Source organism: Amycolatopsis speibonae (assembly GCF_042647925.1).
Classification (GTDB): Bacteria; Actinomycetota; Actinomycetes; order Mycobacteriales; family Pseudonocardiaceae; genus Amycolatopsis; species Amycolatopsis speibonae.
The window spans coordinates 57,257-78,076 of record NZ_JBHRWK010000054.1 but is presented as its reverse complement, the minus strand read 5'-3'; the positions used below and the strand labels follow the sequence as shown (position 1 = coordinate 78,076).

General features: G+C 69.7%; 21 protein-coding genes. 8 read left to right on the top strand and 13 right to left on the bottom strand.

Translation table 11 applies throughout. The annotated features are described in order from the left end of the window. The 5 genes from ACFOSH_RS30030 to ACFOSH_RS30010 form a co-directional block, all read right to left on the bottom strand. The coding region (locus ACFOSH_RS30030; protein WP_378242591.1) for a DUF222 domain-containing protein at positions 1-730 on the bottom strand (730 nt) is incomplete at its 3' end. Positions 731-843: 113 nt separating this feature from the next. Beyond that, positions 844-1,440 carry a hypothetical protein gene (locus ACFOSH_RS30025; protein ID WP_378242537.1) on the bottom strand — a complete coding sequence of 199 codons (597 nt, stop codon included), beginning with the start codon at positions 1,438-1,440 and terminating at the stop codon, positions 844-846. Further along, positions 1,437-2,222: a glycosyltransferase family 39 protein gene (locus ACFOSH_RS30020; RefSeq protein WP_378242535.1), complete on the bottom strand. Its 786-nt coding sequence runs from the start codon at positions 2,220-2,222 to the stop codon at positions 1,437-1,439. Before ACFOSH_RS30020 ends, ACFOSH_RS30025 begins: the two co-directional genes overlap by 4 nt. An 80-nt stretch (positions 2,223-2,302) precedes the next feature. Beyond that, positions 2,303-3,601 carry a GGDEF domain-containing protein gene (locus tag ACFOSH_RS30015; RefSeq protein WP_378242533.1) on the bottom strand — a complete coding sequence of 433 codons (1,299 nt, stop codon included), beginning with the start codon at positions 3,599-3,601 and terminating at the stop codon, positions 2,303-2,305. 350 nt (positions 3,602-3,951) lie between these two features. Continuing rightward, on the bottom strand, positions 3,952-5,202 hold the full coding sequence (locus tag ACFOSH_RS30010; protein WP_378242531.1) for an MFS transporter: 1,251 nt from the start codon (positions 5,200-5,202) through the stop codon (positions 3,952-3,954). A 126-nt stretch (positions 5,203-5,328) separates the two neighbouring features. On the opposite strand from ACFOSH_RS30010, the gene ACFOSH_RS30005 reads away from it, so the two are divergent. Further along, a complete protein-coding gene (locus tag ACFOSH_RS30005) occupies positions 5,329-5,619 on the top strand; it encodes a hypothetical protein (RefSeq protein WP_378242529.1) in 291 nt (96 codons plus the stop codon). Positions 5,620-5,673: 54 nt separating this feature from the next. On the opposite strand, the gene ACFOSH_RS30000 is transcribed toward ACFOSH_RS30005, so the two are convergent. Next, the gene (locus ACFOSH_RS30000; RefSeq protein ID WP_378242527.1) at positions 5,674-6,612 is read right to left on the bottom strand and encodes a GlxA family transcriptional regulator; all 939 of its coding nucleotides are present in this window, start codon (positions 6,610-6,612) and stop codon (positions 5,674-5,676) included. A 93-nt stretch (positions 6,613-6,705) separates the two neighbouring features. On the opposite strand from ACFOSH_RS30000, the gene ACFOSH_RS29995 reads away from it, so the two are divergent. From ACFOSH_RS29995 to rnhA, 4 genes are read left to right on the top strand one after another with little or no spacing between them, the layout of a single operon-like run. Then, positions 6,706-7,098, top strand: coding sequence for a DUF6010 family protein (locus ACFOSH_RS29995; RefSeq protein WP_378242525.1), 393 nt, complete (start codon positions 6,706-6,708; stop codon positions 7,096-7,098). A gap of 25 nt (positions 7,099-7,123) precedes the next feature. Beyond that, a complete protein-coding gene (locus tag ACFOSH_RS29990; RefSeq protein ID WP_378242523.1) occupies positions 7,124-7,417 on the top strand; it encodes a putative quinol monooxygenase in 294 nt (97 codons plus the stop codon). Between the two features lie 46 nt (positions 7,418-7,463). Next, the gene (dinB, locus tag ACFOSH_RS29985) at positions 7,464-8,654 is read left to right on the top strand and encodes a DNA polymerase IV (RefSeq protein ID WP_378242521.1); all 1,191 of its coding nucleotides are present in this window, start codon (positions 7,464-7,466) and stop codon (positions 8,652-8,654) included. Between the two features lie 21 nt (positions 8,655-8,675). Beyond that, on the top strand, positions 8,676-9,158 hold the full coding sequence (rnhA, locus tag ACFOSH_RS29980; protein WP_378242519.1) for a ribonuclease HI: 483 nt from the start codon (positions 8,676-8,678) through the stop codon (positions 9,156-9,158). 11 nt (positions 9,159-9,169) lie between these two features. Here rnhA and ACFOSH_RS29975 read toward each other — a convergent pair whose 3' ends face one another. The 4 genes from ACFOSH_RS29975 to ACFOSH_RS29960 form a co-directional block, all read right to left on the bottom strand. Beyond that, a complete protein-coding gene (locus ACFOSH_RS29975; protein ID WP_378242518.1) occupies positions 9,170-9,841 on the bottom strand; it encodes a hypothetical protein in 672 nt (223 codons plus the stop codon). A 196-nt stretch (positions 9,842-10,037) separates the two neighbouring features. Beyond that, a complete protein-coding gene (locus ACFOSH_RS29970; RefSeq protein WP_378242516.1) occupies positions 10,038-10,535 on the bottom strand; it encodes a hypothetical protein in 498 nt (165 codons plus the stop codon). Next, positions 10,532-11,944 (bottom strand): ATP-binding protein, encoded by a 1,413-nt coding sequence (locus tag ACFOSH_RS29965; RefSeq protein ID WP_378242514.1) that lies wholly within the window; start codon positions 11,942-11,944, stop codon positions 10,532-10,534. Before ACFOSH_RS29965 ends, ACFOSH_RS29970 begins: the two co-directional genes overlap by 4 nt. Continuing rightward, on the bottom strand, positions 11,941-12,633 hold the full coding sequence (locus ACFOSH_RS29960; RefSeq protein ID WP_378242512.1) for a response regulator: 693 nt from the start codon (positions 12,631-12,633) through the stop codon (positions 11,941-11,943). The genes ACFOSH_RS29965 and ACFOSH_RS29960 overlap by 4 nt, the downstream gene beginning before the upstream one ends. A 110-nt stretch (positions 12,634-12,743) precedes the next feature. Here ACFOSH_RS29960 and ACFOSH_RS29955 point away from each other — a divergent pair, with 110 nt between their 5' ends. Further along, positions 12,744-13,691, top strand: coding sequence for a phosphatase PAP2 family protein (locus tag ACFOSH_RS29955; RefSeq protein WP_378242510.1), 948 nt, complete (start codon positions 12,744-12,746; stop codon positions 13,689-13,691). Positions 13,692-13,724: 33 nt separating this feature from the next. Here ACFOSH_RS29955 and ACFOSH_RS29950 read toward each other — a convergent pair whose 3' ends face one another. After that, positions 13,725-15,248, bottom strand: coding sequence for a GGDEF domain-containing protein (locus tag ACFOSH_RS29950; RefSeq protein ID WP_378242508.1), 1,524 nt, complete (start codon positions 15,246-15,248; stop codon positions 13,725-13,727). 124 nt (positions 15,249-15,372) lie between these two features. On the opposite strand from ACFOSH_RS29950, the gene ACFOSH_RS29945 reads away from it, so the two are divergent. Further along, complete coding sequence (locus ACFOSH_RS29945) at positions 15,373-16,593, top strand: cytochrome P450 family protein (protein ID WP_378242506.1); 1,221 nt, start codon at positions 15,373-15,375, stop codon at positions 16,591-16,593. On the opposite strand, the gene ACFOSH_RS29940 is transcribed toward ACFOSH_RS29945, so the two are convergent. Then, a complete protein-coding gene (locus ACFOSH_RS29940) occupies positions 16,590-18,872 on the bottom strand; it encodes an ATP-binding protein (RefSeq protein WP_378242504.1) in 2,283 nt (760 codons plus the stop codon). The genes ACFOSH_RS29945 and ACFOSH_RS29940 overlap by 4 nt on opposite strands. A gap of 457 nt (positions 18,873-19,329) precedes the next feature. On the opposite strand from ACFOSH_RS29940, the gene ACFOSH_RS29935 reads away from it, so the two are divergent. Next, on the top strand, positions 19,330-20,265 hold the full coding sequence (locus tag ACFOSH_RS29935; RefSeq protein WP_378242502.1) for a DMT family transporter: 936 nt from the start codon (positions 19,330-19,332) through the stop codon (positions 20,263-20,265). Here the strand turns inward: ACFOSH_RS29935 and ACFOSH_RS29930 are convergent. After that, positions 20,190-20,696: a GNAT family N-acetyltransferase gene (locus ACFOSH_RS29930; RefSeq protein ID WP_378242589.1), complete on the bottom strand. Its 507-nt coding sequence runs from the start codon at positions 20,694-20,696 to the stop codon at positions 20,190-20,192. The two genes, ACFOSH_RS29935 and ACFOSH_RS29930, sit on opposite strands and share 76 nt — an antisense overlap. Between the last annotated feature and the right edge of the window lie 124 nt (positions 20,697-20,820).

Genomic DNA, 20,820 nt, shown 5'->3' with positions numbered 1-20,820 from the left:
CCAACGACGCCGGGATATGGCCATGCCCGGCCAGCTCCGCCGGATCCTCGTTCAACCCGAGATAGGTGGCCAGATCCATGTACAGGAACACCTCCGACCGTTCCCCGGCGCCGCCCTGCCCGCCCAGCAGGAGATCCAGGGCGACGTCGGCGCGTAGCTGGTCCAGGGTGCGGGTCTCACCACCGGTCTTCAGCGCCCGCGCTTCCCGATCGATCCGCACAAACGCGGCCGCCACTTTCTCCACCGGACCGTCCTCGACCTCGATCGACGCCACCCCCGCCTCACCCTGGCGCAGCGTCAGACGGCGGCCTGCGCGGTGGTGTTCGGTACGCCGGGCCGCCCCTTCCTTGTCCACGATCCCCGCCGCGTGACTGGCCGCTTTCCGGATCTGCTCGGTGTTCCTGCCCTCCAACCGATCCTCCAGCAACGCATCCACGGCGCGGGCGTCGTCGTCCGACAGCCACCCGGTCGCCGCAGCGACTTTCATCGCTCCCGCGCCGCTCAGCACACCCCGGTCCATCAACCCCAGCGTCCGGGGAAGGCGGGTGGTCAACGCCTCCGCCGCAGACACCAGCGCACCCGCATGACCGTCCACGACAGACAACGCGAACGCCACCTCCTGCACCACGCTCGACACACCGTCGCGATGGCGGGACAGCTGCGCGATCGCACGGAACCGGACCGCCTCCAACCGGGCGATATCCGCCGACGCCGCCTGTGCGACAGCCACGCACTCTGCGTCGCTCAGAGCTGAACAATCCTTGTATGAAGCCAAAAAGGCTCTATCGGTAGCCACGGAAGAAACCGTACAACCACCCACCGACAAATCCTGCCACCAAGAACTCAGTAGTAATGCCGGAGCTCGCCACACAGTGATGACCATGGCCGAGAAGTCCCCGTACACAAGGAAATCTTCACTCCCTGCTCCTCGTTCTCCACTCCGAGCCCGTTGTCGTGAACGGTCACCTCACGACATCCGGTGAACCACGACGGAAGATACGGGCCCACCACCACGACAGGGCCGGCAGCGCTGTCCGGAGGCGGCCCCCAGTCCGCATAGGACATATGGCCCGAGTACACCGAAGGAAGCCCGTAGTGCTCCAAGGCTCCCGCTTGCCCGTAGTTCCGCGTGAAGATCGCCGCGGTGCCGTGCGGGACTTGCTCCCTGACGTTGCGCACCGTCGAAGCCGGCTCCGGCCAGCCCGCTTGCTCGCCTTGTCCCTTGTTGACAGCCAAAATCGGCGCCAGCGCGGAGACCGGCAGCAGCGGCAGCCCGACAAGCAGGGAAACCGCCGCGCCGATCACAGCCCACGACGCCGACAGAACTCGGCGCCGGGTCCGGTCGAGCCACCGTAAACAGGGGTCCGCGCCGGCGGCCGCGAGCAGCAACAAGAACGGCGCCGCATAGTACGGTTTTCCGCCCGGCACCAACAAGATCACGCACAACACCGGATAGGCCAGTGCGAAGGACCGGGCCCAGCGCAGGTCCGGATCACGCCAGAGCCGGAGGGCGCCCGCGACCCAGACCGGCACGACCACTGGGACAGATAGAGCAGCTGCATCGGCACGAACAGGATCCGGTTCTCCGCGCCGTCGTCCTCGCTGATCCCGGAAGCCACTGTCAGCAAAGGGAAATCGTGCGCCGCCTGCCAGCTGAGTCCCGGTGCGGCCAGTGCCGGCGCGAGCAGGATCCCGGCGGCGAGCCAACCGGTGCGGAACATCGTGCGAGGGCCGACGGCGAGCACCGCCAGGCCGATCGAGGCGACCATCAGCAGAACGAGCCACTTGCTCTCCAGCCCGACTCCGATGACGGCGCCGACCGCGAGCCACCAGCGTCCGTCGCCGGTGCGGAACAGGCGCAGGACCACCAGGCCCAGCGCGCTCCAGCCCAGCAGGTCGACCGTGGCCGTCGAGAGCATGTGCCCGTCGACCACGACGAACGCCGCCAGCGCGGTCATCGCGGCGGTGAGGACCTGCACGCCGCGGCCGCCGCCGAACTCGCGGGCGACCAAGGCCAGCAGGACCACCGTTCCGGCGGCGCACAGCGTCGCGGCCACGCGCGGGCCGGGAGGAGTGACACCGAACAGCTCTGTGGAGATCCGCGCGAGCAAGGGCGTCAGCGGCGGCTGATCGACGTAGCCCCAGGCGAGCCGCTTTCCCGCGGCCAGGAAGTAGAGCTCGTCCCGATGAAATCCGTACCGTCCCGACAACAAGGTCAGCACCAGGACCCTGTATCGCGACCACCAGACCGACCGGCCCCCGAGCGAATCGCTTCATCGCGCCTCCCCAGACGAGGCGAAGCCTACTGCGCGGGAGGAGCCAATTCGACCCTGTTGCGGCCGCCCTGCTTCGCCCGGTAGAGCGCGGTGTCCGTGGCGACGAGAAGGTCGTCGACGCTGGTGATGTTGGCGGCCGGGTACAACGCCCCGCCGATCGACACCGTCAGGTCGGTCAGCACGGCGTCGCGATCGGGCAACGCGACCGAGACCACCGCGACCTGGTGCCGGATCCGTTCGGCCACCTGGCGCAGGGTCTCCTCGCCGTGGATGTCCGGGATGACGATCGCGAACTCCTCGCCGCCCCAGCGTCCGCAGACGTCCTGCTCGCGGATCTCGGCGCGCAGCGCGTCACCGACCGCGCGCAGGACGAGGTCGCCGTTGGGATGGCCGTAGGTGTCGTTGATGGTCTTGAAGTTGTCGAGGTCGAGGAACAGCACGCCGAGTTTGCGTCCGCCGCGTGTCCGGCCCAGAAGCTCCTCGGCCAGCTGACGCCAGCGGCGTTTCGTGACGAGCCCGGTGGTGGCGTCGGTGTGCGCGTCGCGCCGGTACTGCGTCAGCAACAGCCCGCGGTGCAGCGCGACCAGTGCGATGACGACCCCGACCAGCACCAGCGGGTTGGCCTGGACGAGGACGACGGCCGTCACGAGGCCGAGGCCGAGCGCGCCGGCTTCGAGGATCTGGTCGCCGAACCCGGAGAACAGCTCGCCGATCGACTTCGGCGGCGACGAGAAGGCGATCGCGATCATCACCAGCACGGTGTTGATCGCCCAGCGCAGGGCCGCGGCCACGATGATGACCGCGAGGTCGCCCAGCCCGGCGAGCAGGCCCGAGTCGGGCGAACCGGGGTAGTGGCGCATGCCGAGGCTGAGGACGACGACGGCGGCCTGTGTGCCGCAGAGCACCGTCGCGGCGGAAAAGATCCACCGATGGGGGAGAACCGGCCGTTGGTGTGGCCAGATCCGCAGCCATGCGATGGTGTAGGTCATCACGACCATCGCGGCGGCGAGCACCGGCGGCAGCGCGATGACGGCGGCGACGCTCCAGACCGCCTTGGTGTCGACGTAGGCGACCGACGGGGCCCTGTCGTACTCCCGTTGGCGTTCGATCTGCCGGGTGCCCTCGATCGCGATGGCCGCGCACAGCGTCAAGACGCCGAAGCGGGCCAGGTCGGTGCCGGTGACCGGGACCAGCCGGGCCGTCGCCGCGGTCGAGAGGACTGCGATGAGATTCACGACCAGGACGTAGGAACGCACAGGTCGCGGCAGGCTCCACAGGTGCCAGGCCGTGAGCCGCCGCCGCGCGCCGCCGAGTCGTCCGTCCACGCACCCTCTTCCGTCGGTGATCTACACCGTAATCGAACCGGGACTGCGACGAGCGTCGTTGTCCGGACGATAAGAAGCGCGGCCGCGAATTCCCCCGGACAGCCCAACCGGAAAGAGGGAGGTGCGCCGATGCAGGACAACAACTGGTGAATGTTTTGCCTGATACATCGCTAGTTCGAGGGAGGTGAACGACATGCGGGACAACAACTGGACCACTCGGCGTGACAACAACTGGACCTGAGTGATCCGGCCCACCGAGGCGCGGTTCGGCGAAGGGAGGTGAACACAAGTGCGTGACAACAACTGGACGACCCGTCGTGACAACAACTGGACGTGATGAGCCGATCGAGTCAGGAACCATGCTCGCCAACGGGTGTCGTCCCGCCGGCCGGACCCACGGGATCTTCTGGGCCGCGGCGGGACGACACCGCTCGTGACCAGCCCACCCCGGCGACGCAGGCGACCACCACGCCCGCACCCGCCGCGACGGTGATCACGGTGGTCGGCGCGACGACCTGGGCCAGCAGCCCGGCGGCCGCGATCCCCGCCGCCTGCGCCGCCCGCAAGGCGGCGATCGCGACCCCGATCACCTGGCCGCGTCGGGCGGACGGAGCGGCGAGGCTGTACTGCGTCTGAGTGATCATGTCGTGCGCGGAGAAGACGCCGGAAAGCGTCCACAGCACGACGATCGGGACCAGGCCGCCCGCCCAGCCGGTCGGGATCAGCACCAGGCTGCTCGCCACCGTCAGCACGCCCAGCGCCCGGACCTGCCGTTCTCGCGGGATCCGGCTCAACAGGATCCCGCCGAGTACGGAGCCGACCGGGTTCGCGGCCAGCAGCCACGGCAGCGCGCCCGCGCCGCCGAGTTCGGCGGCGACCGGGACGGCGAGACCTTCGGGCACGACATAGAAACCGCAGCAGCAGGCGATGAGCAGCAGCCAGCGCAGTTTGCGGTCGCGGGCGACCAGACGGCAGCCCGCGAGCAGGGAGGGGCGCCGGTGATGGCTCGGCGCCGAGGGTGGATATCGCTCGAGTCCGAAACGGAGCATGAGGGCCGACAGTGCGAAGGTCCCCGCGTCGATCAGCAGCGCCCCGGGGACGCCGAGGCCGGCGACGACGGCGGCGCCCGCGCCGAAGCCCACCACGAGCCCGGCCTGATAGGTGGACGAGATGACCGCCTGGCCGACGACCAGGCGGTCCGGGTCGAGCAGATCCGGCAGCATCGCCTGGCGGGCCGCGTAGAACGGCCCGGCCATCAGCTGCACGAAGAACAACAGCGCGGCCGCGGCGGGCAGCGGGAGGCCGGGAGCCGCCATCAGCGCGATCAGGACCGCGCGGCCGACGTCGGTCACCACCATCACGGTGCGCCGTGAGAAGCGGTCCGCGATGCCGCCCAAGGCGCCGCCGAGAAGATCGGGCACGAAGGTCAGCGCGTACGCCGCCGAAGCCCACCCCGCCGACGACGTCCGGTCGAACACCAGCACCGTGAGCGCGACCCTGGCCAGCTGGTCACCGGCGACCGAGAGCAGATGGGCGAGCCAGATCCGGCGGAATTCGGCGACCGCGAAGACGCTGCGGAACGACGCCGCCGGGGCTGACATGCGCTTCAGGCTGTCGTGAAGCGACCACTTTGCGCAACCCCGAAGATCTTCGAAAATTATCCGCTGCCGTGTCGAACCGCGGGGTACCCGTTCGACGTGTCAGTAAGAGAAGGAACGGAGAATCCGATGTCGCATTCACTGGGCCCGCTGGCGAACAACCTGGCCGCCTACGCCATCTACTCGACCGCGCAGACCGAGATGCGCCACGCCTACAAGCTGATCGAGGCGGGCGACTACCTCGGCGCCGCCGCGGAGATCGATTCCGCCGCGCACGCCGCCGAAGTACTCGCCCGCGCAACCTCCGATCTGGACGCCGAGCGCTCGCAACGATGGCTCAGAGTCGTCGTCGCCCGAAGGCGCTTCGCCGAACAGGCCCGGGTGCGCGCGTCGGACACCGCCCTGTCGCTCGCCGCGTGAGTCTGTTCCGGACACCGTCGTGACGCCGTGGTTCCAGGCGAGAGGCGTTCCCGCTCAACGGAAAGCGCGTCGATAGGTGCCGGGACTGACCCCGGTCGTGCGCTTGAACCGTTCGCGGAACGAGGTGGAGGAACCGAAACCGACTTCGGAACCGATCCGTTCGACGGCGTACTGGGTGGTCTCCAGCAGATGCTGCGCCTGCCGGATCCGCGTCCGGTGCAGCCATTGCAACGGCGTCGTCCCGGTCTGTTCGCGAAAGTGCCGGATGAGCGTGCGCGTGCTCGTCCCGGCGCGCGCGGCGATCTCGGCCAGGCTGAGGTCGCGTGCGAGGTTTTCCTGCATCCAGAGCAAAGTGGGTTCCAGTGCCGCGCCGCGGGGAGCCGGGGGATGCCGCAACGCGATGAACTGCGCCTGGCCGCCCTCGCGTTCCAGCGCCATCACCGAAAGACGGGCGGCGTCGGCGGCGATCGCGGCGCCGTGGTCGCGGCGGATCAGGTGCAGGCACAGATCCATTCCCGCGGCGGCGCCCGCCGACGTCAGGATCTGCCCGTTGTCGACATAGAGCACGTCCGGGTCGACGTCGACGTCCGGATAGGCGGCGGCAAGCGCCTCGGCGGCGACCCAGTGGGTGGTGGCGCGGAGGCCGTCGAGCAGGCCCGCGGCGGCGAGGACGAAGGTGCCGGAACAGATCGAGGCGATCCGCGTACCCCTCGCGGCGGCCGAGGTGAGCGCGTCGCGGACGGCTTCCGGCAACGGCCCGGCCGGGTCGGCGGTGCCCGGGACGACGATCGTGCCGGCCTCGCGCAGCGCTTCCAGGCCCCACGGCGCGCGCAGGGTGAAGTGCCCGGCGTCGACCTCGGGATGCTCGGCGCAGATGACCACGCGGTAGCCCGCGCTCCCGTCGGCGAGCCGGGTCCTGGTGAAGACCTCGATCGGCGTCGAGAGGTCGAACGGGATCACCTTGTCCAGTGCGAGGACGGCGACGGTGTGCATGACCGCAACCTACCCGCCCCGATGGCGGGATCCCGTCGGAAGACGTCGTTCGCGCCACTGGGAGTGGCACCGTCGGGGTTCTAGCGTCGAACCATGGTGATCATCGCGCCGATCCTCGTCGGCCTTGTCTACGTCGCGCTGATGTCGCTGATCCCCGAGCCGCACCGCCGCCGCTTCAACGCGGTCATGGTGGCGGGCGCCGGTGCCGCGTACCTGAGCGGCGGCGGCCTCGGGATCTGGGAGTTCGCATTCACCGCCGTCATGACCTACGTGGCGTACCGCGGCCTGGATTCCTGGACGTTCATCGGCGTCGCGTGGCTGCTGCACACCGGCTGGGACGTCGTGCACCATCTCAAGGGCGCCCCGATCATCCCGTTCGCGGAGCACTCCTCGTTCGGCTGCGCGATCTGCGACCCGGTGATCGCGATCTGGTGTTTCGCGGGCGGACGTGTCGTTTTCCGTCGCCCGCGTTCGTCGGTCGCGTGAAACGACCGAACGAAAGGAGTCCGAGATGACGGTGATCGTCGCGGGAAAGCTGTACGTGGACCCGGAGGAACGGGACCGGTACGTCGAAGGCCACCAGGTGATCGTCGAGAAGGCGCGGGCCCATCCGGGCTGTCTCGACGTGGTCATCGCGGCCGACACGCTCGAAGCGGACCGAGTGAACATCTTCGAGTACTGGGAGTCGGAGGAGGTGCTGAACGCCTGGCGCGCGGTCTCGCCGAGGCCGACGTACTCCGCCGAGATCCGGGACGGGGAGGTCTTCAAGCACCGGGTTTCCCACTCGGGTCCGCCGTTCGACTGATCCGGGACGCTTGGCCGCTGGGCCGTTTGATGCGAACATATGTTCTATGACGATCGAGGGTCCCATCCTGCACGCCGACCTGGACTCGTTCTACGCGTCGGTCGAGCAGCGTGACGACCCGAGCCTGCGCGGGCGGCCGGTCATCGTCGGCGGCGGTGTCGTCCTGGCGGCCAGTTACGAGGCCAAGGCGTACGGCGTCCGCACGGCGATGGGCGGCGGCCAGGCGCGGCGGCTGTGCCCGGACGCGATCGTGGTCCCGCCCCGGATGCACGCTTATTCGGAGGCGAGCAAGGCTGTCTTCGAGGTCTTCGGCAACACGACGCCGCTGGTGGAGGGCATCTCGATCGACGAGGCCTTCCTCGACGTCGGCGGGCTGCTGAAGATCGCGGGCAGCCCGAGCCGGATCGCCGCGAAACTGCGGAAGGACGTCCTGGAGCAGGTCGGCCTGCCGATCACCGTCGGCGTCGCCAGGACGAAGTTCCTCGCGAAAGTGGCCAGTGGTGTCGCGAAACCCGACGGCCTGCTCGTCGTGCCGCACGACAAGGAGCTGGAGTTCCTGCATCCGCTGCCGGTCGAGCGGCTCTGGGGCGTGGGCAAGGTGACGGCGCAGAAGCTGCGCGAGCGCGGCGTGACGACGGTCGGGCAGATGGAGGGGTTCGGGGAGAAGGACCTCGTCCGGATGCTCGGCCGCGGCGTCGGCGCCCATCTGCACGCCCTGTCCCACAACGACGACCCGCGGCGGGTGCAGACCGGCCGCCGTCGCCGGTCGATCGGGGCACAGCGCGCGCTCGGCGGCAGGCCGCGTTCTCCCGCCGAACTCGACGCGACACTGCTGACCCTGGCCGATCGCCTGGCCAGGCGGCTGCGCGCGGCGCAGCGGGTGTGCCGGACCGTCGTGCTGCGGATGCGGTTCGCCGATTTCACCAAGGCGACGCGCTCACACACCCTGCTGGAGGCGACCGAACAGACCGGCGCGATCATCGCGGCGGCCCGCGACCTGCTCGCCGCGGCGAGACCGGTGATCGACGAGCGCGGGCTCACGCTCATCGGCCTCGCGCTCACGAACCTGACGAAGGACGACTCGATCCAGCTGGCACTGCCGTTCGGCGCGAAGCCCAGGGACGCGCTCGATTCGACGCTCGACACCGTCCGGGACCGCTTCGGCGCGAAGTCCATCACGCGGGCGGTGCACCTCGGACAGGCCGAGGAGCCGTGGGTGCCACTGCTGCCGGACTGAACCCGTCGCTAGGGTGTTCCGGTGGCGGAAGTCGAGATCTACACCGATGGCGCGTGCAGCGGCAATCCCGGCCCCGGCGGCTGGGGCGCGGTGCTGCGGTACGGCACGGTCGAGAAGGAGATCTACGGCGGGGATCCCGGGCCGACCACGAACAACCGGATGGAGCTGACGGCGCCCATCGAGGCACTGGAAAGCCTGAAGCGCCGGGTCACGGTGGACATCTACACCGACAGCACCTACGTCCGGAACGGCATCACCAGCTGGGTGCGGAACTGGAAGAACAACGGCTGGATGACCTCGGCGAAGACGCCGGTCAAGAACGCCGATCTGTGGCGCCGTCTCGACGAAGCCGCTTCACGGCACGACGTCGAATGGCATTGGGTCAAGGGCCACGCCGGGCATCCGGAGAACGAGCGAGCGGACCGGCTCGCCGTCAAGGGCGTGGAAGAGGTCGTGGGGCGACCTGTCGTCCAGCCCGGCGAACGGTCCGCTCGGCGTCGTTAGAAGAGACGCCACTAGCAGCTGACGCTGACCTTCGCGCTCTTGTTGAAGGAAACGTGGACGTGGTCCATGTGGTTGGCGGTCGCGCCGCCGCGGTCCTCCATGGTGTCCCAGCCGCTGCCGTCGTTGTAGCGCTGGCGCCAGATGACGTAGCTGACGCCGAAGTCCTTCTGGTTGGCCAGGATGTACTCGGCGACGGCGTTACCGGTGGCGGTGTCCACCATGAAGTCGAGCGCGAGGCCGGAGGGGTGGTCGCTGGCGTTCGCCCGGCCGGCGACGCCGCCGACGGTCTTGATGCCGAACTTCGCCTTGACGTGGTTGCCGACCTGGGCCACGTGCGGCTTGGTGCCGGCGAGGCTGGTCGAGCACGACGCCGTCGAGGCGGGCACGGTCGTCTTCACCGTGGCGGGCGCCTTGGCCGACGTCGTCGGCTTCGGGGGAGCCGAGGAGGTCGAGGGGGGCGGTGTCGTCGTGCTGGAGGGCGGGGTGCTGCTGGTCGACGGCGGGGGAGTCACGCTGGAGACCGGGGGAGCCTGCAGCGCGAGCGCGGCGCTGGCCGCTTCGACGTCAGGGGAACCTGCGGTGGTCAGCCACATCGACGCCGGGAGCGCCGTGGCGACCGCTGCCGCGATACCCGCGGGGAGCTTCCACTGCGGAGCCTTGCTCTTGCGATGTCTGCCGGCCATTTCTCTGATCACTCACCACTTCGGGGACGGGAACTCGCGTCGGGGGCCGCGAGCTCCGGGCAACATTACGAAAAGGACACGGCAATGTCACGCCCGAGTGTGTTCGCCCACAGTTACTTTGATCGTTGAACCAAAAGAGGCTCACGCCCGTACAGATACAAGAAGTGCTTTTATGTGAGCACTGTGAGTGACGAATTCAGTCGGCTTTGCAGGAGTGGAAGTACACGTCCTCGTTCGGCGAGATCACGTTCACTCCCGGGGAGCGCGGGGCCCGTCCGGTGGCCGTCGAGGCCGCGATCACGGTGCAGACGAGCTGGTTGATGGCCTGGTTGGACAGTTTGCGCACCGAGAACGGCAGCGCGAGGCTCGACGGGTCGCCCGGGTACACCGCGACCCGGCCCACCTCCGGCGGGACGAACGTGGTGAGTCCTTGCGCGGCTTCCCGCTCGGTCGGCCCCTTCAGCAGCAGCGTGATCGCGCCTTCGGGGGAAACGGCGCCTTCGCTGGGCCGGGTCACCGGGATCACCCGGCCGTCGGAGACGAAGTACAGCGTCAGCCCGTTGAGAACATACGTGCCCTCGGTGTTGCGGATCGACGGTCCCGGCCCGGCCGCGACGACACCCGTCGGCTGCACGCCGCAGGCCGCCACCAGTGCCGCGGCCGCGAGAGCGGGCAGGAGCCGTGCCTTCCTCATCGCGTCCCTCCTTCGGCGCGGTGCGGCAGACGCAGGACGAACCGGGTGCCGTGCCCGGTGTTGGCGGCCGTGATGCCCCCGCCGTGCAGACGCGCGTTCTCCAGCGCGATCGCCAAGCCAAGGCCGCTGCCCTCGGACCGGGCGCGGGCGGTGTCGGCCTTGGTGAAACGGTCGAAGACGTACGGCAGGACCTCGGGATCGATCCCGGGCCCGTGGTCGTCGACCTCCAGGGTGACACCGTCGCTGTCCGCGCGCAGCCGGACTTCGACCGGAGGCGTGCCGTGCCGGAACGCGTTGCCGACGAGGTTGGCCACGATCAGGTCGAGCCGCCGCCGGTCGACGCGGGCGAGAACGCCCTCCGGCAGGTCGGTGACCAGGTCTTCGCCGTCGCGCCAGCCACGCGCGTCGAGGCTGTCCCGGATCGCCGTCGCGAGGTCCCATTCGTCGAGAACGAGCTCGGCGCGGCCCGCGTCGAACCGGGAGATCTCGACCAGGTCCTGGACGAGCCGGGTCAGCCTGCGGGTCTCGCCCGAGACCAGCCGCGCCGCGACGGCGGTGTCCGGCGGCAGCGCCTCCGCGTCCTCGTCCAGGACGTCGGTGACCGCGTTCATCGCCGCGAGCGGTGTGCGGAGTTCGTGCGAGACGTCGGCCACGAACCGGCGGGCGTCGGCCTCCATGGCTCGCAGCTCGCCGACCGTGCGTTCCAGCTCGGCGGCGGTGTTGTTGAAGGTCGTGACCAGTTCGGCCAGCTCGTCGGATCCCTTGGCGGGCAGCCGGATGTCGAGCCTGCCCTCACCGAGCTGGGCGGCGGCGGTGTTGAGCGCCCGCACCGGCCGCAGGACCTGCCTGGCGGCCAGCAACGCGAGCGCGGCGGCGAGCGGCAGGGCCAGCGCGGCCATCTGCCAGGCGTACTTCGCGAGCTCTTCGATGGCTTGCTGCTGCTGGCCGAGCGAGGTGAGCGAGTACACCTGGAGCCCGCTGCGCCCCATCGACCCGTTCGGCTGCCTGGTCAGCACCGGCATGCCGACCAGGAGTTCGGGGATGGTGTCGCGGTCGAGGCGCTGGAACTGGATCCGGTCGTCGTTGGCGACGGTCTCCCGCAGTCCGGGGGAGAACGTGGTCAGGTTCGGTCCGTTGACCGACCGCAAGTCCCGGTAGACCGCGACGGCGTTCAACCGCAGACTGCCCGCGAAGTCGTTGAGCTGTTCCTGGGTCGGCGGCATGGACAGCGGGCGGCCGTAGGTGGCGACCCGGTCCTTGAGCTGGTTCATCGCCGCGTCCTGGACCGCTTCGAGGATGGCGTTGCGAGCCGAGACGTAGCTGGCCCCCGCCGCGGCCGCCGCCCCGATGATCGTCATCGCCGCGAAGGCGAGGATGAGTCGCGGCCGCAGCCCGGAGAGCAACCTCATGAACGGCCGAACCGGTACCCGAAGCCGCGGACGGTCTGGACGTGGTCGGGTTTCGCGGGCACGTCCTCGATCTTCGCGCGCAACCGCTGGACGCAGGCGTCGACCAGCCGGGAGTCGCCGAGGTAGTCGTGGTCCCAGACGGCGGAGAGGATCTGCTGGCGGCTGTAGACCTGACCGGGGGTGCGCGACAGCTCCAGGAGCAGCTTCAGCTCTGTCGGCGTGAGCGAGACCGGCTCGCCGTTCTTCGTGACCACCAGCCCGGCCCGGTCGATGACCAGGCGGCCGTGCCGTTCCCAGGCCGGGTCGCCCTCGCTCGCGGGCTTCTCGCTCACCGCGCGCCGCAGGACCGCCCGGATCCGGGCGTCGAGCACGCGGGGCTCGATCGGCTTGGTCACGTAGTCGTCGGCGCCCGCCTCCAGCCCGGCCACGATGTCGAAATCGTCGCTGCGGGCGGTGAGCATGATGATGGGCACCTCGCCGGCCGAGCGGATCCGCCGGCAGGTCTCGAAGCCGTCGATCCCGGGCAGCATGAGGTCCAGCACGACGATGTCGGGCTGGTACACCCGCAGTTTCTCCAGCCCGAGCTCACCGCTCTCGGCGGTGTGGACGGTGTGCGCCTGCCGGCGCAGCGCGAGTTCCAGCCCCTCCCGGACGGACGCGTCGTCTTCGATCAAAAGGACACTTGCCACGTCGCCATTATTCGGATGTCACCGCTTGTGTGCGACTCGGCTCGATCTTGTAGCAGAACCATGACATTGTCCGGACCTCCCGGAGAAACGGCGTGGGAACAGTGAGACCCATGGCCGTACTCACCCACGAAGCGAAACCGACCCCCGCCCACCGTCCGCTGCCCGGACGGCACGCCGAGCCCCGGCGCACCCTGTCCAGGGCCGTGTTCCAGCTCGCCACCGGACTGGGACTGGCCGCCGCGTTCGTCGTGACCTTCGTGCTCTTCGTGCACACGTCGGCCGGTCAGCTCGCGGAGAACGGCGTCGTCCGCAGCGCGCAGTCCGGCCAGTGGTCCACAATGGACTGGGCGGGGCCGCTGCGGGACCAGGACATGGTGCTCGTGATCGGTGCCGCCGCGATCGTGCTGATCGGCCTGGCGCTCCTTCGCCGGAAACCCGGCCTCCTCATCCCCGCGCTGGGTGTCCTCGTGCTCCCGCTCGTCTCCGCGCAGTTGCTCAAGCTGTACGTCCTCGAACGCCCCGAACTGCCCGACGCCGGTTACGGACCGGGACACAACAGCTTCCCGAGCGGGCACGTCAGTGCCGCCATGGCGATCCTGATGGCCTTCGCTTTCGTTCTGCCCCAACGGTTCCGCCCGGTGATCATCGGGTTGGGCGGCGTCGCCGTCGCCTGGGTCGCGTCGTCGACCATCGCGCTGGGCTGGCACCGGCTGAGCGACACGGCGGGCGCCTGCCTGCTGGCGGCGTCGTTCGCCTGCCTCCTCGCCGCCTGGCTGACCACCCGGCGCCGTGACCTGCGCCGCACGCCCGTCCTCCTGGTGGTCTTGGCCGCGGTGCTGCCCACCGGGATCGTCCTGATCGGCTTCGCGGTGCTGAGCACGGCGACCGACGGCGCCGCCCAGTTCGTCGCCGCGCTGGTGCTGGCCGCCCTGTCCGCGGTGGGGGTCGTGCTGGTCGCGCTGTGGCCGTTGTGCGGATCCGCGTTCGAGCGGCGGACCGCCGTGGAGACCCGGGTGGTCGACGACCTCCTCGAAACTCGCCTCGTGACCAGCCGCTGACGCGGCCCGAACGCATTCAGAGGACTAAATGCGCTAGTCCCGGCGCGAGTCCCCGGCCCGGCTGAGCGGCGACGTGGGCGCCCTCGGCGAAGGCGGGACCGCGGAAGGCGCCAGCACGACCCGGTCCCGTCCGGTCCGCTTCGCTTGGTACATGGCCGTGTCCGCCGCGCGGAACAGCTCGCCGTAGTCCGTCGAGTGCTCGGGCGAGAGCCCGACGCCGATCGACACGGTGCAGCCGTGGATCGGCCCGACGGCGCGGGGTTCGTTGGTGGCGTGCCCGCTGGCGAGCTCCGTCAGGCCGGTGATCGCGGTCTTCGCGACGGCCTCCCGGATCCGCTCGGCGATCCGCATCGCCTCCTCGCGGGTGGTGTCCGGCAGCAGTACCGAGAACTCCTCGCCGCCCCACCGCCCGACGACGTCCGTGGCGCGGGTGTTGTGCCGCAGTACGGCGCTGACACAGCCGAGCACGATGTCGCCGCCGGAATGCCCGTACTTGTCGTTCCACCGCTTGAAGTGATCGAGGTCCAGCATCAGGAACGCGGTCGGCCGCCGATCGGTCTGGTCTTCGAGCAGGCGCAGGGCGGCCGGGGCGTGGAACGAGTCCTCGGTCAGCAGCCCGGTCTTCCGGTCACGCTGGCTGCGCGCGATCGTGTCCGCCAGCGCCTGCGAGAGCCGCGTCGAGCGCAGCGCGACCCCGATCATCACCAGCGGCACCAGCGCGATGTTGACCGCGCCGAGGATCGTGGTGCACGCCGCGAGTTGCAGCGCGTAGACGAAATCCGCGTTGTCGGCCCAGCTGCCGATCAGTTTCTGCCGCCGCCAGCCGCCCCACGCCAGGCCGCGCGCGATGCTGATCAGGAGCGTTTGTGACGCGAAGTACCAGAGCGCGGCGCCCACCAGCGCGACGGCGGCGACCGCGATGTCGCCGGCCCGCTGGGGGAGCATGCCCGACTCGAGCCAGGTGTGCAGTGCCGTCAGTTCGGTGATCGTGTGCACGCCGAGGATGGACGCGGCGTGCGCGGCGGTGGTGAAGAGGAACGTCGTCATCGCCTTGTGCGCGATGGAGTAGCGCTGCACGCGCACCATCAGCAGCAGCGCCAGCGACAACGTGGGCGGCAGGAGGACGGCCGCGCCGCCGAGCCAGACGGCGGTCTGGTCGATGTGCTCGCCACGCCGGTCGTCGGCACGGCGCTGTTCCTCGGGATGCTGGGTCTGGACGAGGTACCAGATCGCGCAGCCCGCGATCACACCGAAGCGGACGAGGTCCGTGGTTGTCGGAGCGGCCTTGAAACCGCTGTACAGGGCCCACACCGCCACCGCGATCTCGGTACTGAGCATCCAGAAGACCGCCGCGGGCGGCAGTCGCCACAGTTCCCACCCCGCCGGATGCCGCAGGGTGTTCCAGGCGCGACCCCGCAACCGCCAGACGCGGGCGGCGGCGAGGCCGACGGTATCGGCGAATCCCCGGAGCGAACCGGGCGGCCGCTCCGAGACCGCGTCACGGTCGTGCTTGCCGAACTCGCTGACGGGGCCACCTCCATCCGTTACGCACCGCACCCGCTTCGATCTTGCTGGTCACCGCAAGGGGGTGACAGGGGGACCGCGTTGACGATCGCGTGAGACAGGTCAATGCCTGCGTTCGCCGGACGCGATACCGCCACAAGCTGGCATGGTGGCTCGTATGCCTGATGCCGCATACGACGCCGCCGCGGTCCCCGTGATGTTCGGTCCGGAATTCGACAGAGATCCGTCGCCCGCTTACGAATGGCTTCGTGCGAACGCCCCGGCGTTCCGGCTTCCGCTGCCCGGCGACACCTGGACCTGGCTGCTGACCCGGCACGCGGACGTCGTTTCCGCGATGGCCGACCCCCGGTTGTCCAAATGCCCGTCCGTCGCGGCGGAACACTGGCGCAAGGCCAGTCTCGGACTGCCCGCCGACCACCGGCCGACGCTCATCGGGCATATGAACAACGTCGAGGGCGAGGAACACGCGCGGCTGCGCAAGGCCTGCGCCGGCGCGTTCGGACCACGACGGCTGCAGCACCTGCGCGACCGCACGCATCAGCTCGCGAACGAACTGCTGGAACCGATCCTGGAGCGGGGCGAGGGCGACCTCGTCGAGGATTTCGCCTACCCGCTGGGAATCCGGTCGATCTGCGAGCTGATCGGCATCCCGGACACCCTCCTGGACGAGGTCCGCCCGCCCGCGCTGGTGGTCGCCGCCGGCGACGTCACCGACATGGCCTCGATGCTCAAGGCGACCGACGACCTGGACGCGCTGCTCGCCGACGTCGTCGCCCGCAAACGCGCCGAACCCGGAGCGGACCTGATCAGCGACCTGCTCTCCCAGGAAGCCGCCGGGAAGCTGACCGACGAAGAGGTCGCCGCGACGGCGTTCCTCTCCTTGATCGCCGGGCACGAGACGACGATCAGCCTCATCGCGTCCACCGCGCTGACCCTCATCACGCATCCGGAGGAGGCGGCCCGCGCCCGCGCCGACGGCTCCTATCTGACGCTCGCCATCGAGGAGGTCCTGCGCCGCGACACCCCGTTGCAGAACACCAGCTGGCGGTTCGTCACCGAGCCGATGGAACTCGCCGGGCAGCGGATGGAGGCGGGTGACCCGATTCTGTTGTCGTTGCTGGCGGCCAATCGCGATCCGGAGGTTCACCCCGAACCGCTCGCCTTCCGCCCGGGCGAACGGCCGGTGCGGCACTTGGCCTTCGGGGTCGGCCCGCATATCTGCATCGGCGCCGCGCTCGCGCGGATGCAGGCGTCCGCGGCCTTGGAGACGTTGTTCGACCGTGCGCCGTCGATGACGCTGACCGTGCCCGAGGACCGGCTCGTGTGGTGGCCGAGCGCGATCACCCGAGGCCTGCACAACCTGCCGGTCAAGCTTTAGACGGCTCCTTCGATGCGGCCGCGCAGCACGTTCGCCTTGCGGTCGTCGAGGTCCATGACGAGCTGGAGCGCGTCGCGCCAGATCGTCATGGCCTCTTCGGTGTGCCCCTGGGCGGCCAGCGCGCAGCCGCGTTCGTCGAGCGCGTCGGCCTGTCCCCAGACGTCGCCGCAGTTCCGGTAGGCGGTCAGCGCCCGCTCGCAGTACCCGAGCGCCTGCTCCGGGTCGCCGAACCGGCGGCTGGTCCGGGCGAGCGGTACCAGCGCGAAGCCCATGCCGTGCTGGTCGGCGTCCTTCGCGTAGGTCTCGAAGGCGCGAAGGCCGTGTTCGAGGGCGAGGTCTCGTTCACCGAGGTCGCGGTAGGCGCGGCCGAGGTGGACCCGCGCGGTCGCTTCGCCGAGCTGGTACCCGATCCGCGCGTTCACCTCGACACCCTCCTCGATCAGCCGCGCGGCCCCGGGATAGTCCTCGCGTTCGTGCGCGATGTTCCCGAGCCCCACCAGCGCCCAGCCGAGGCTCGGGTTCTCGCCGATCTCCTTCGAGAGCTCGACGGCCTGGCTGAACAGTTCGTGCGCGCGGTCGAGGTCCCCGCGCCGCCGGTGTGCCTCGGCGAGGTTGATCGCCGACCACGCCAGCCCGGCGAGGTCACCGCCCGCCTTCGCGGATTCGATCGCCACCTCGTGGCTGGAGATCCACGTCTGCCACGGCCTGCCGAGCAGGTGGTAGTCGAACAGTTCCACCGGCAGCCGCCAGCCGATCTCGTACAGCCCGTGGTCCAGTGCCAGCCGGGCGACCCCGGTGATGCTCGGCATCTCCGACGCGCACCAGATGTAGGCCTCGTCGAACGTCGCGAACCGGAGCGGCTCGACGCCTTCGGGGGCGGGGCCCAGGTCGATGTGGTGGTCGCGGGCCGGTGTCAGTGTCCAGCTCGCCGCGTTGGCGGCGTAGAGGTACCACTGGGTCAGCCGGGAAACCGCCGCCTGCCGCTCCTCCTGCCACTGCCCCGCGGTGGCCTCTTCGGCGGCATAGACACGGAGCAGGTCGTGGAACCGGTAGTACTGGGCGCCGACCTGCTGGATGAGATGCGCCTGCACGAGTCTGTCGAGAAGCCGCCGCGCGTCGTGTTCGGGCAATCCGGCGAGCGCTGCCGCGGCGCTCGCGGAGAACCGCGGCCCGGGGTGGAGGCCGAGGAGCCGGAACATGCGGGCGGTGTCGGCCTCGAGCGCGCGGTAGGACCAGCTGAAGGCGGCCCGGACCCCGACGGCGTCGTCGTCGACAGCGAGCAGTTCCAGCCGACGTCCCTCGGCGACGAGTTCGCGGGCGAGGTCACCGACGCTCTGATGGGGATGCGTGGCGACCCGTTCGGCGGCGATGTTCACCGCCAGCGGCAGCGCCGCGCACAACCGGACGAGCCTGCCGACGCCTTCGGGGTCGCCCGCCGCGCGTTCGTCTCCGATGAGCTCGGCCATGAGCCGCGTCGCTTCGAGATCTTCCAGCGGTTCCAGGGAAACCTGGACCGCGCCGCTGCCGACCACGAGTCCCGAGAGCCGTCGTCTGCTGGTGATCAGCACGGTGGTGTCCGGGGTGCCGGGCAGCACCGGCCGCACCTGGTGCGAGTCGAGGGCGTTGTCCAGCACGACGAGGGTGCGCTGGCCGCGCAGCAGTCCGCGCAGGAGCGCGAGCCGCATGTGTTCCTCGGCGGGCACGCGATCGGGGCGGACGCCGACGCACCGGAGGAGATCGTCGAGGATGTCGGCGGGTTGCGCGGGAGAGCCCGCCGCGTAACCGCGCAGATCCGACCAGAGGACGCCGTCGAACTCCTCCTGCCGCCGGTTCGCCCAATTCAGTACGAGCGCTGTCTTCCCGACACCGGGAGGCCCCGCCACGAAGACCACTTTGGCCTGTCCGGTGAACACCTTTTCGTCGAGCAGGGCGAAATGTTCTTCGCGGCCGACGAAATGGCTCGGCGGCGGGGGAAGGTGAACGTAAGGTTCCGCGCGGGCGGCTTCGGCGAGCACGATCAGCGTCCCGCCCGCGTCCAGCGCGCGATCGCAGGACTCGGCGAATTCCGCGCTCGGCGGGGTGAGGCCGCGTTCGACCCGGCTGATGAGACTTTTGTCGACATAGGCGAGTTTCTGGAGTTCGCGCAGTGCCAGTCCTTTGGCCTGCCGCCGTTGCCGCAGCGCGCGCCCGAACGCCAGCGCGGCCGTCGAAACCGGCCTCGGTTCCGCGCGTGCTTTCCCGGTCCCCCCGGATCTGGCCGAACCGGAATTCTCGGTCACCAGAAAGCACCTTTCTCCCTGCTTCGCGGCAGATCGTGCCACAACTCGCGTGACGGCGGGCAGGGCCATCTGCCGATTCGTCGCTGGGCAGAACGGCTCCGCGCGCGACAACCTTCCCATTACCTGGGTCACAACACGGCCACCGGGTGTGCGGAGGTGCGAAGACTGCCCCCAAACTGTGCGAGAACGCGCCCGTTCCCCACCGGAGCGCCAGTCGAAAGGGAGGTGGATCATGCGCGACCGCGAAATGTGAGCAGGCCCTGTTCCGCCTTGCGAGCAACCGGGCGAGTACTGATCTCCTCGCAAGCCGGTCGTGGTCGCCTTTCCGGGCGGCCACGACCGTGACCTTTCGGACCATTTAGTACCGCTTAACGTCGGTGTAGATCTTTTCACTTGTCCTGACGAGTCGCCCGAGGCAGCTTGGAGAGGTATCGAGCGGCTCGGCGAAAGGATCGACGTGAGCATCGGCGCGCCAGGAACCCTGGCCAGGATGGGCGTTCTCGCCCTGTTGTGGGGCTCGGGGTTCCTGTGGATCAAGCTGGCGCTGACCGGGCTGGCGCCCGTTCAGGTCACCGTCGTCCGCTGCGCCCTCGGCGCGGCCGTCCTGCTGGTGCTGAGCCGCTTCGCCGGGCAACGCCTGCCGCGGGGCCGCCGGATCTGGGGCAGGCTCCTCGTCGCCGCGTTCTTCTGCAACGCCCTGCCGTTCGCGTTGTTCGGTATCGGTGAACTGACCGTCGATTCCGGGATCGCCGGGGTGATGAACGCGACGACCCCGCTGTGGTCGTTGCTGATCGGCGTCGGGATCGGCACCGAACGCCGGATCACCGCGATCCGGGTGGGCGGGCTGGTCCTCGGTTTCGCCGGCATCCTGCTGATCTTCGCGCCCTGGCAGAAGAGCGGCCTGCTCGGCTGGGGGACACTGGCCCTGCTCGGCGCCGGAGTCAGCTACGCCATCGCTTTCGCTTACATGGGGCGGAAACTCGTCGGCGAGGGCGGGCCGATCGCGATCTCCGCCGCACAACTGCTGACCGCCACCGGGCTGAGCGCGCTCGCGCTGCCGTTCGACGCGGCACCGGCCGGTCCGCTGAACATCACCGCGTTGATCGCCGTCGTCGTCCTCGGGATCTTCGGCACCGGCGTCACCTTCTACCTCAACTACCGGCTCATCGCCGACGAAGGCGCGACCTCCGCGGCGACCGTCGGCTATCTGCTGCCTGTCGTCTCGGTCGCCCTGGGCGCGCTCGTGCTCGGCGAGGAACTCGGCCCGCGCGTACTCGCCGGGATGGCGGTGGTACTGATCGGAGTCGCCCTGACGCGCTACGTGAGGTCTTCGGCGAGCAAGTCCATCAGCAGCCCGTCGTGCCAGCCTTCACCCTCGGTGTCGCGTTCGTAGCGGCGCATCACCCCGACCTCGCGGAAACCGACTGCCTTGTAACAGCGGATCGCGGCGTCGTTGTCCGCGGCGGGGTCGATCACCAGCCGGTGATGCCCGCGATCGAGCAGGAGGTGGCGGGCCATCGTCCGGACGGTGTCCGTCCCCAGCCCGCGGCCGTGCGCCGCCGGGTCGAGGAAGAGGTCGACCGACGCGTGCCGGTACATCGGGTCCTCCTCTTCGCCGTACTGGACGAAGCCCCGGACGGCGCTCCCTTCCAAGACGGTGAAATGGGCCGTCGTGGGATCGTCGAACGGCCAGGTGGGGGAATCGTCGACCGAACCCCAGCGCGCCCTGACCCCGGCCGTGCCGCGGATCCGCCGCAGTTCCGGGACATGGGCTTCGGTGACCGGGGTCAGGATCACGATCTCCCCGTGCAACTCGGTGGTCAGTTCCCGCTCCGTCCGCTCGTCCGAATGGTGCCAGTCTAGGGAGAAACCGGCGGGTGCGCCGCCGGAACCGCAAGAAGACAGGGGGCCTTCCCGGCCGGGATCGGGTATCAACGAAAGGGAAGAC

Coding starts and splice junctions, on each gene's coding strand:
- ACFOSH_RS30010 (WP_378242531.1), bottom strand. CDS start 5,202: ATGTCAGCCCCGGCGGCGTCGTTCCGCAGCGTCTTCGCGGTCGCCGAA.
- ACFOSH_RS30005 (WP_378242529.1), top strand. CDS start 5,329: ATGTCGCATTCACTGGGCCCGCTGGCGAACAACCTGGCCGCCTACGCC.
- ACFOSH_RS30000 (WP_378242527.1), bottom strand. CDS start 6,612: ATGCACACCGTCGCCGTCCTCGCACTGGACAAGGTGATCCCGTTCGAC.
- ACFOSH_RS29995 (WP_378242525.1), top strand. CDS start 6,706: ATGGTGATCATCGCGCCGATCCTCGTCGGCCTTGTCTACGTCGCGCTG.
- ACFOSH_RS29990 (WP_378242523.1), top strand. CDS start 7,124: ATGACGGTGATCGTCGCGGGAAAGCTGTACGTGGACCCGGAGGAACGG.
- dinB (WP_378242521.1), top strand. CDS start 7,464: ATGACGATCGAGGGTCCCATCCTGCACGCCGACCTGGACTCGTTCTAC.
- ACFOSH_RS29975 (WP_378242518.1), bottom strand. CDS start 9,841: ATGGCCGGCAGACATCGCAAGAGCAAGGCTCCGCAGTGGAAGCTCCCC.
- ACFOSH_RS29970 (WP_378242516.1), bottom strand. CDS start 10,535: ATGAGGAAGGCACGGCTCCTGCCCGCTCTCGCGGCCGCGGCACTGGTG.
- ACFOSH_RS29965 (WP_378242514.1), bottom strand. CDS start 11,944: ATGAGGTTGCTCTCCGGGCTGCGGCCGCGACTCATCCTCGCCTTCGCG.
- ACFOSH_RS29955 (WP_378242510.1), top strand. CDS start 12,744: ATGGCCGTACTCACCCACGAAGCGAAACCGACCCCCGCCCACCGTCCG.
- ACFOSH_RS29945 (WP_378242506.1), top strand. CDS start 15,373: ATGCCTGATGCCGCATACGACGCCGCCGCGGTCCCCGTGATGTTCGGT.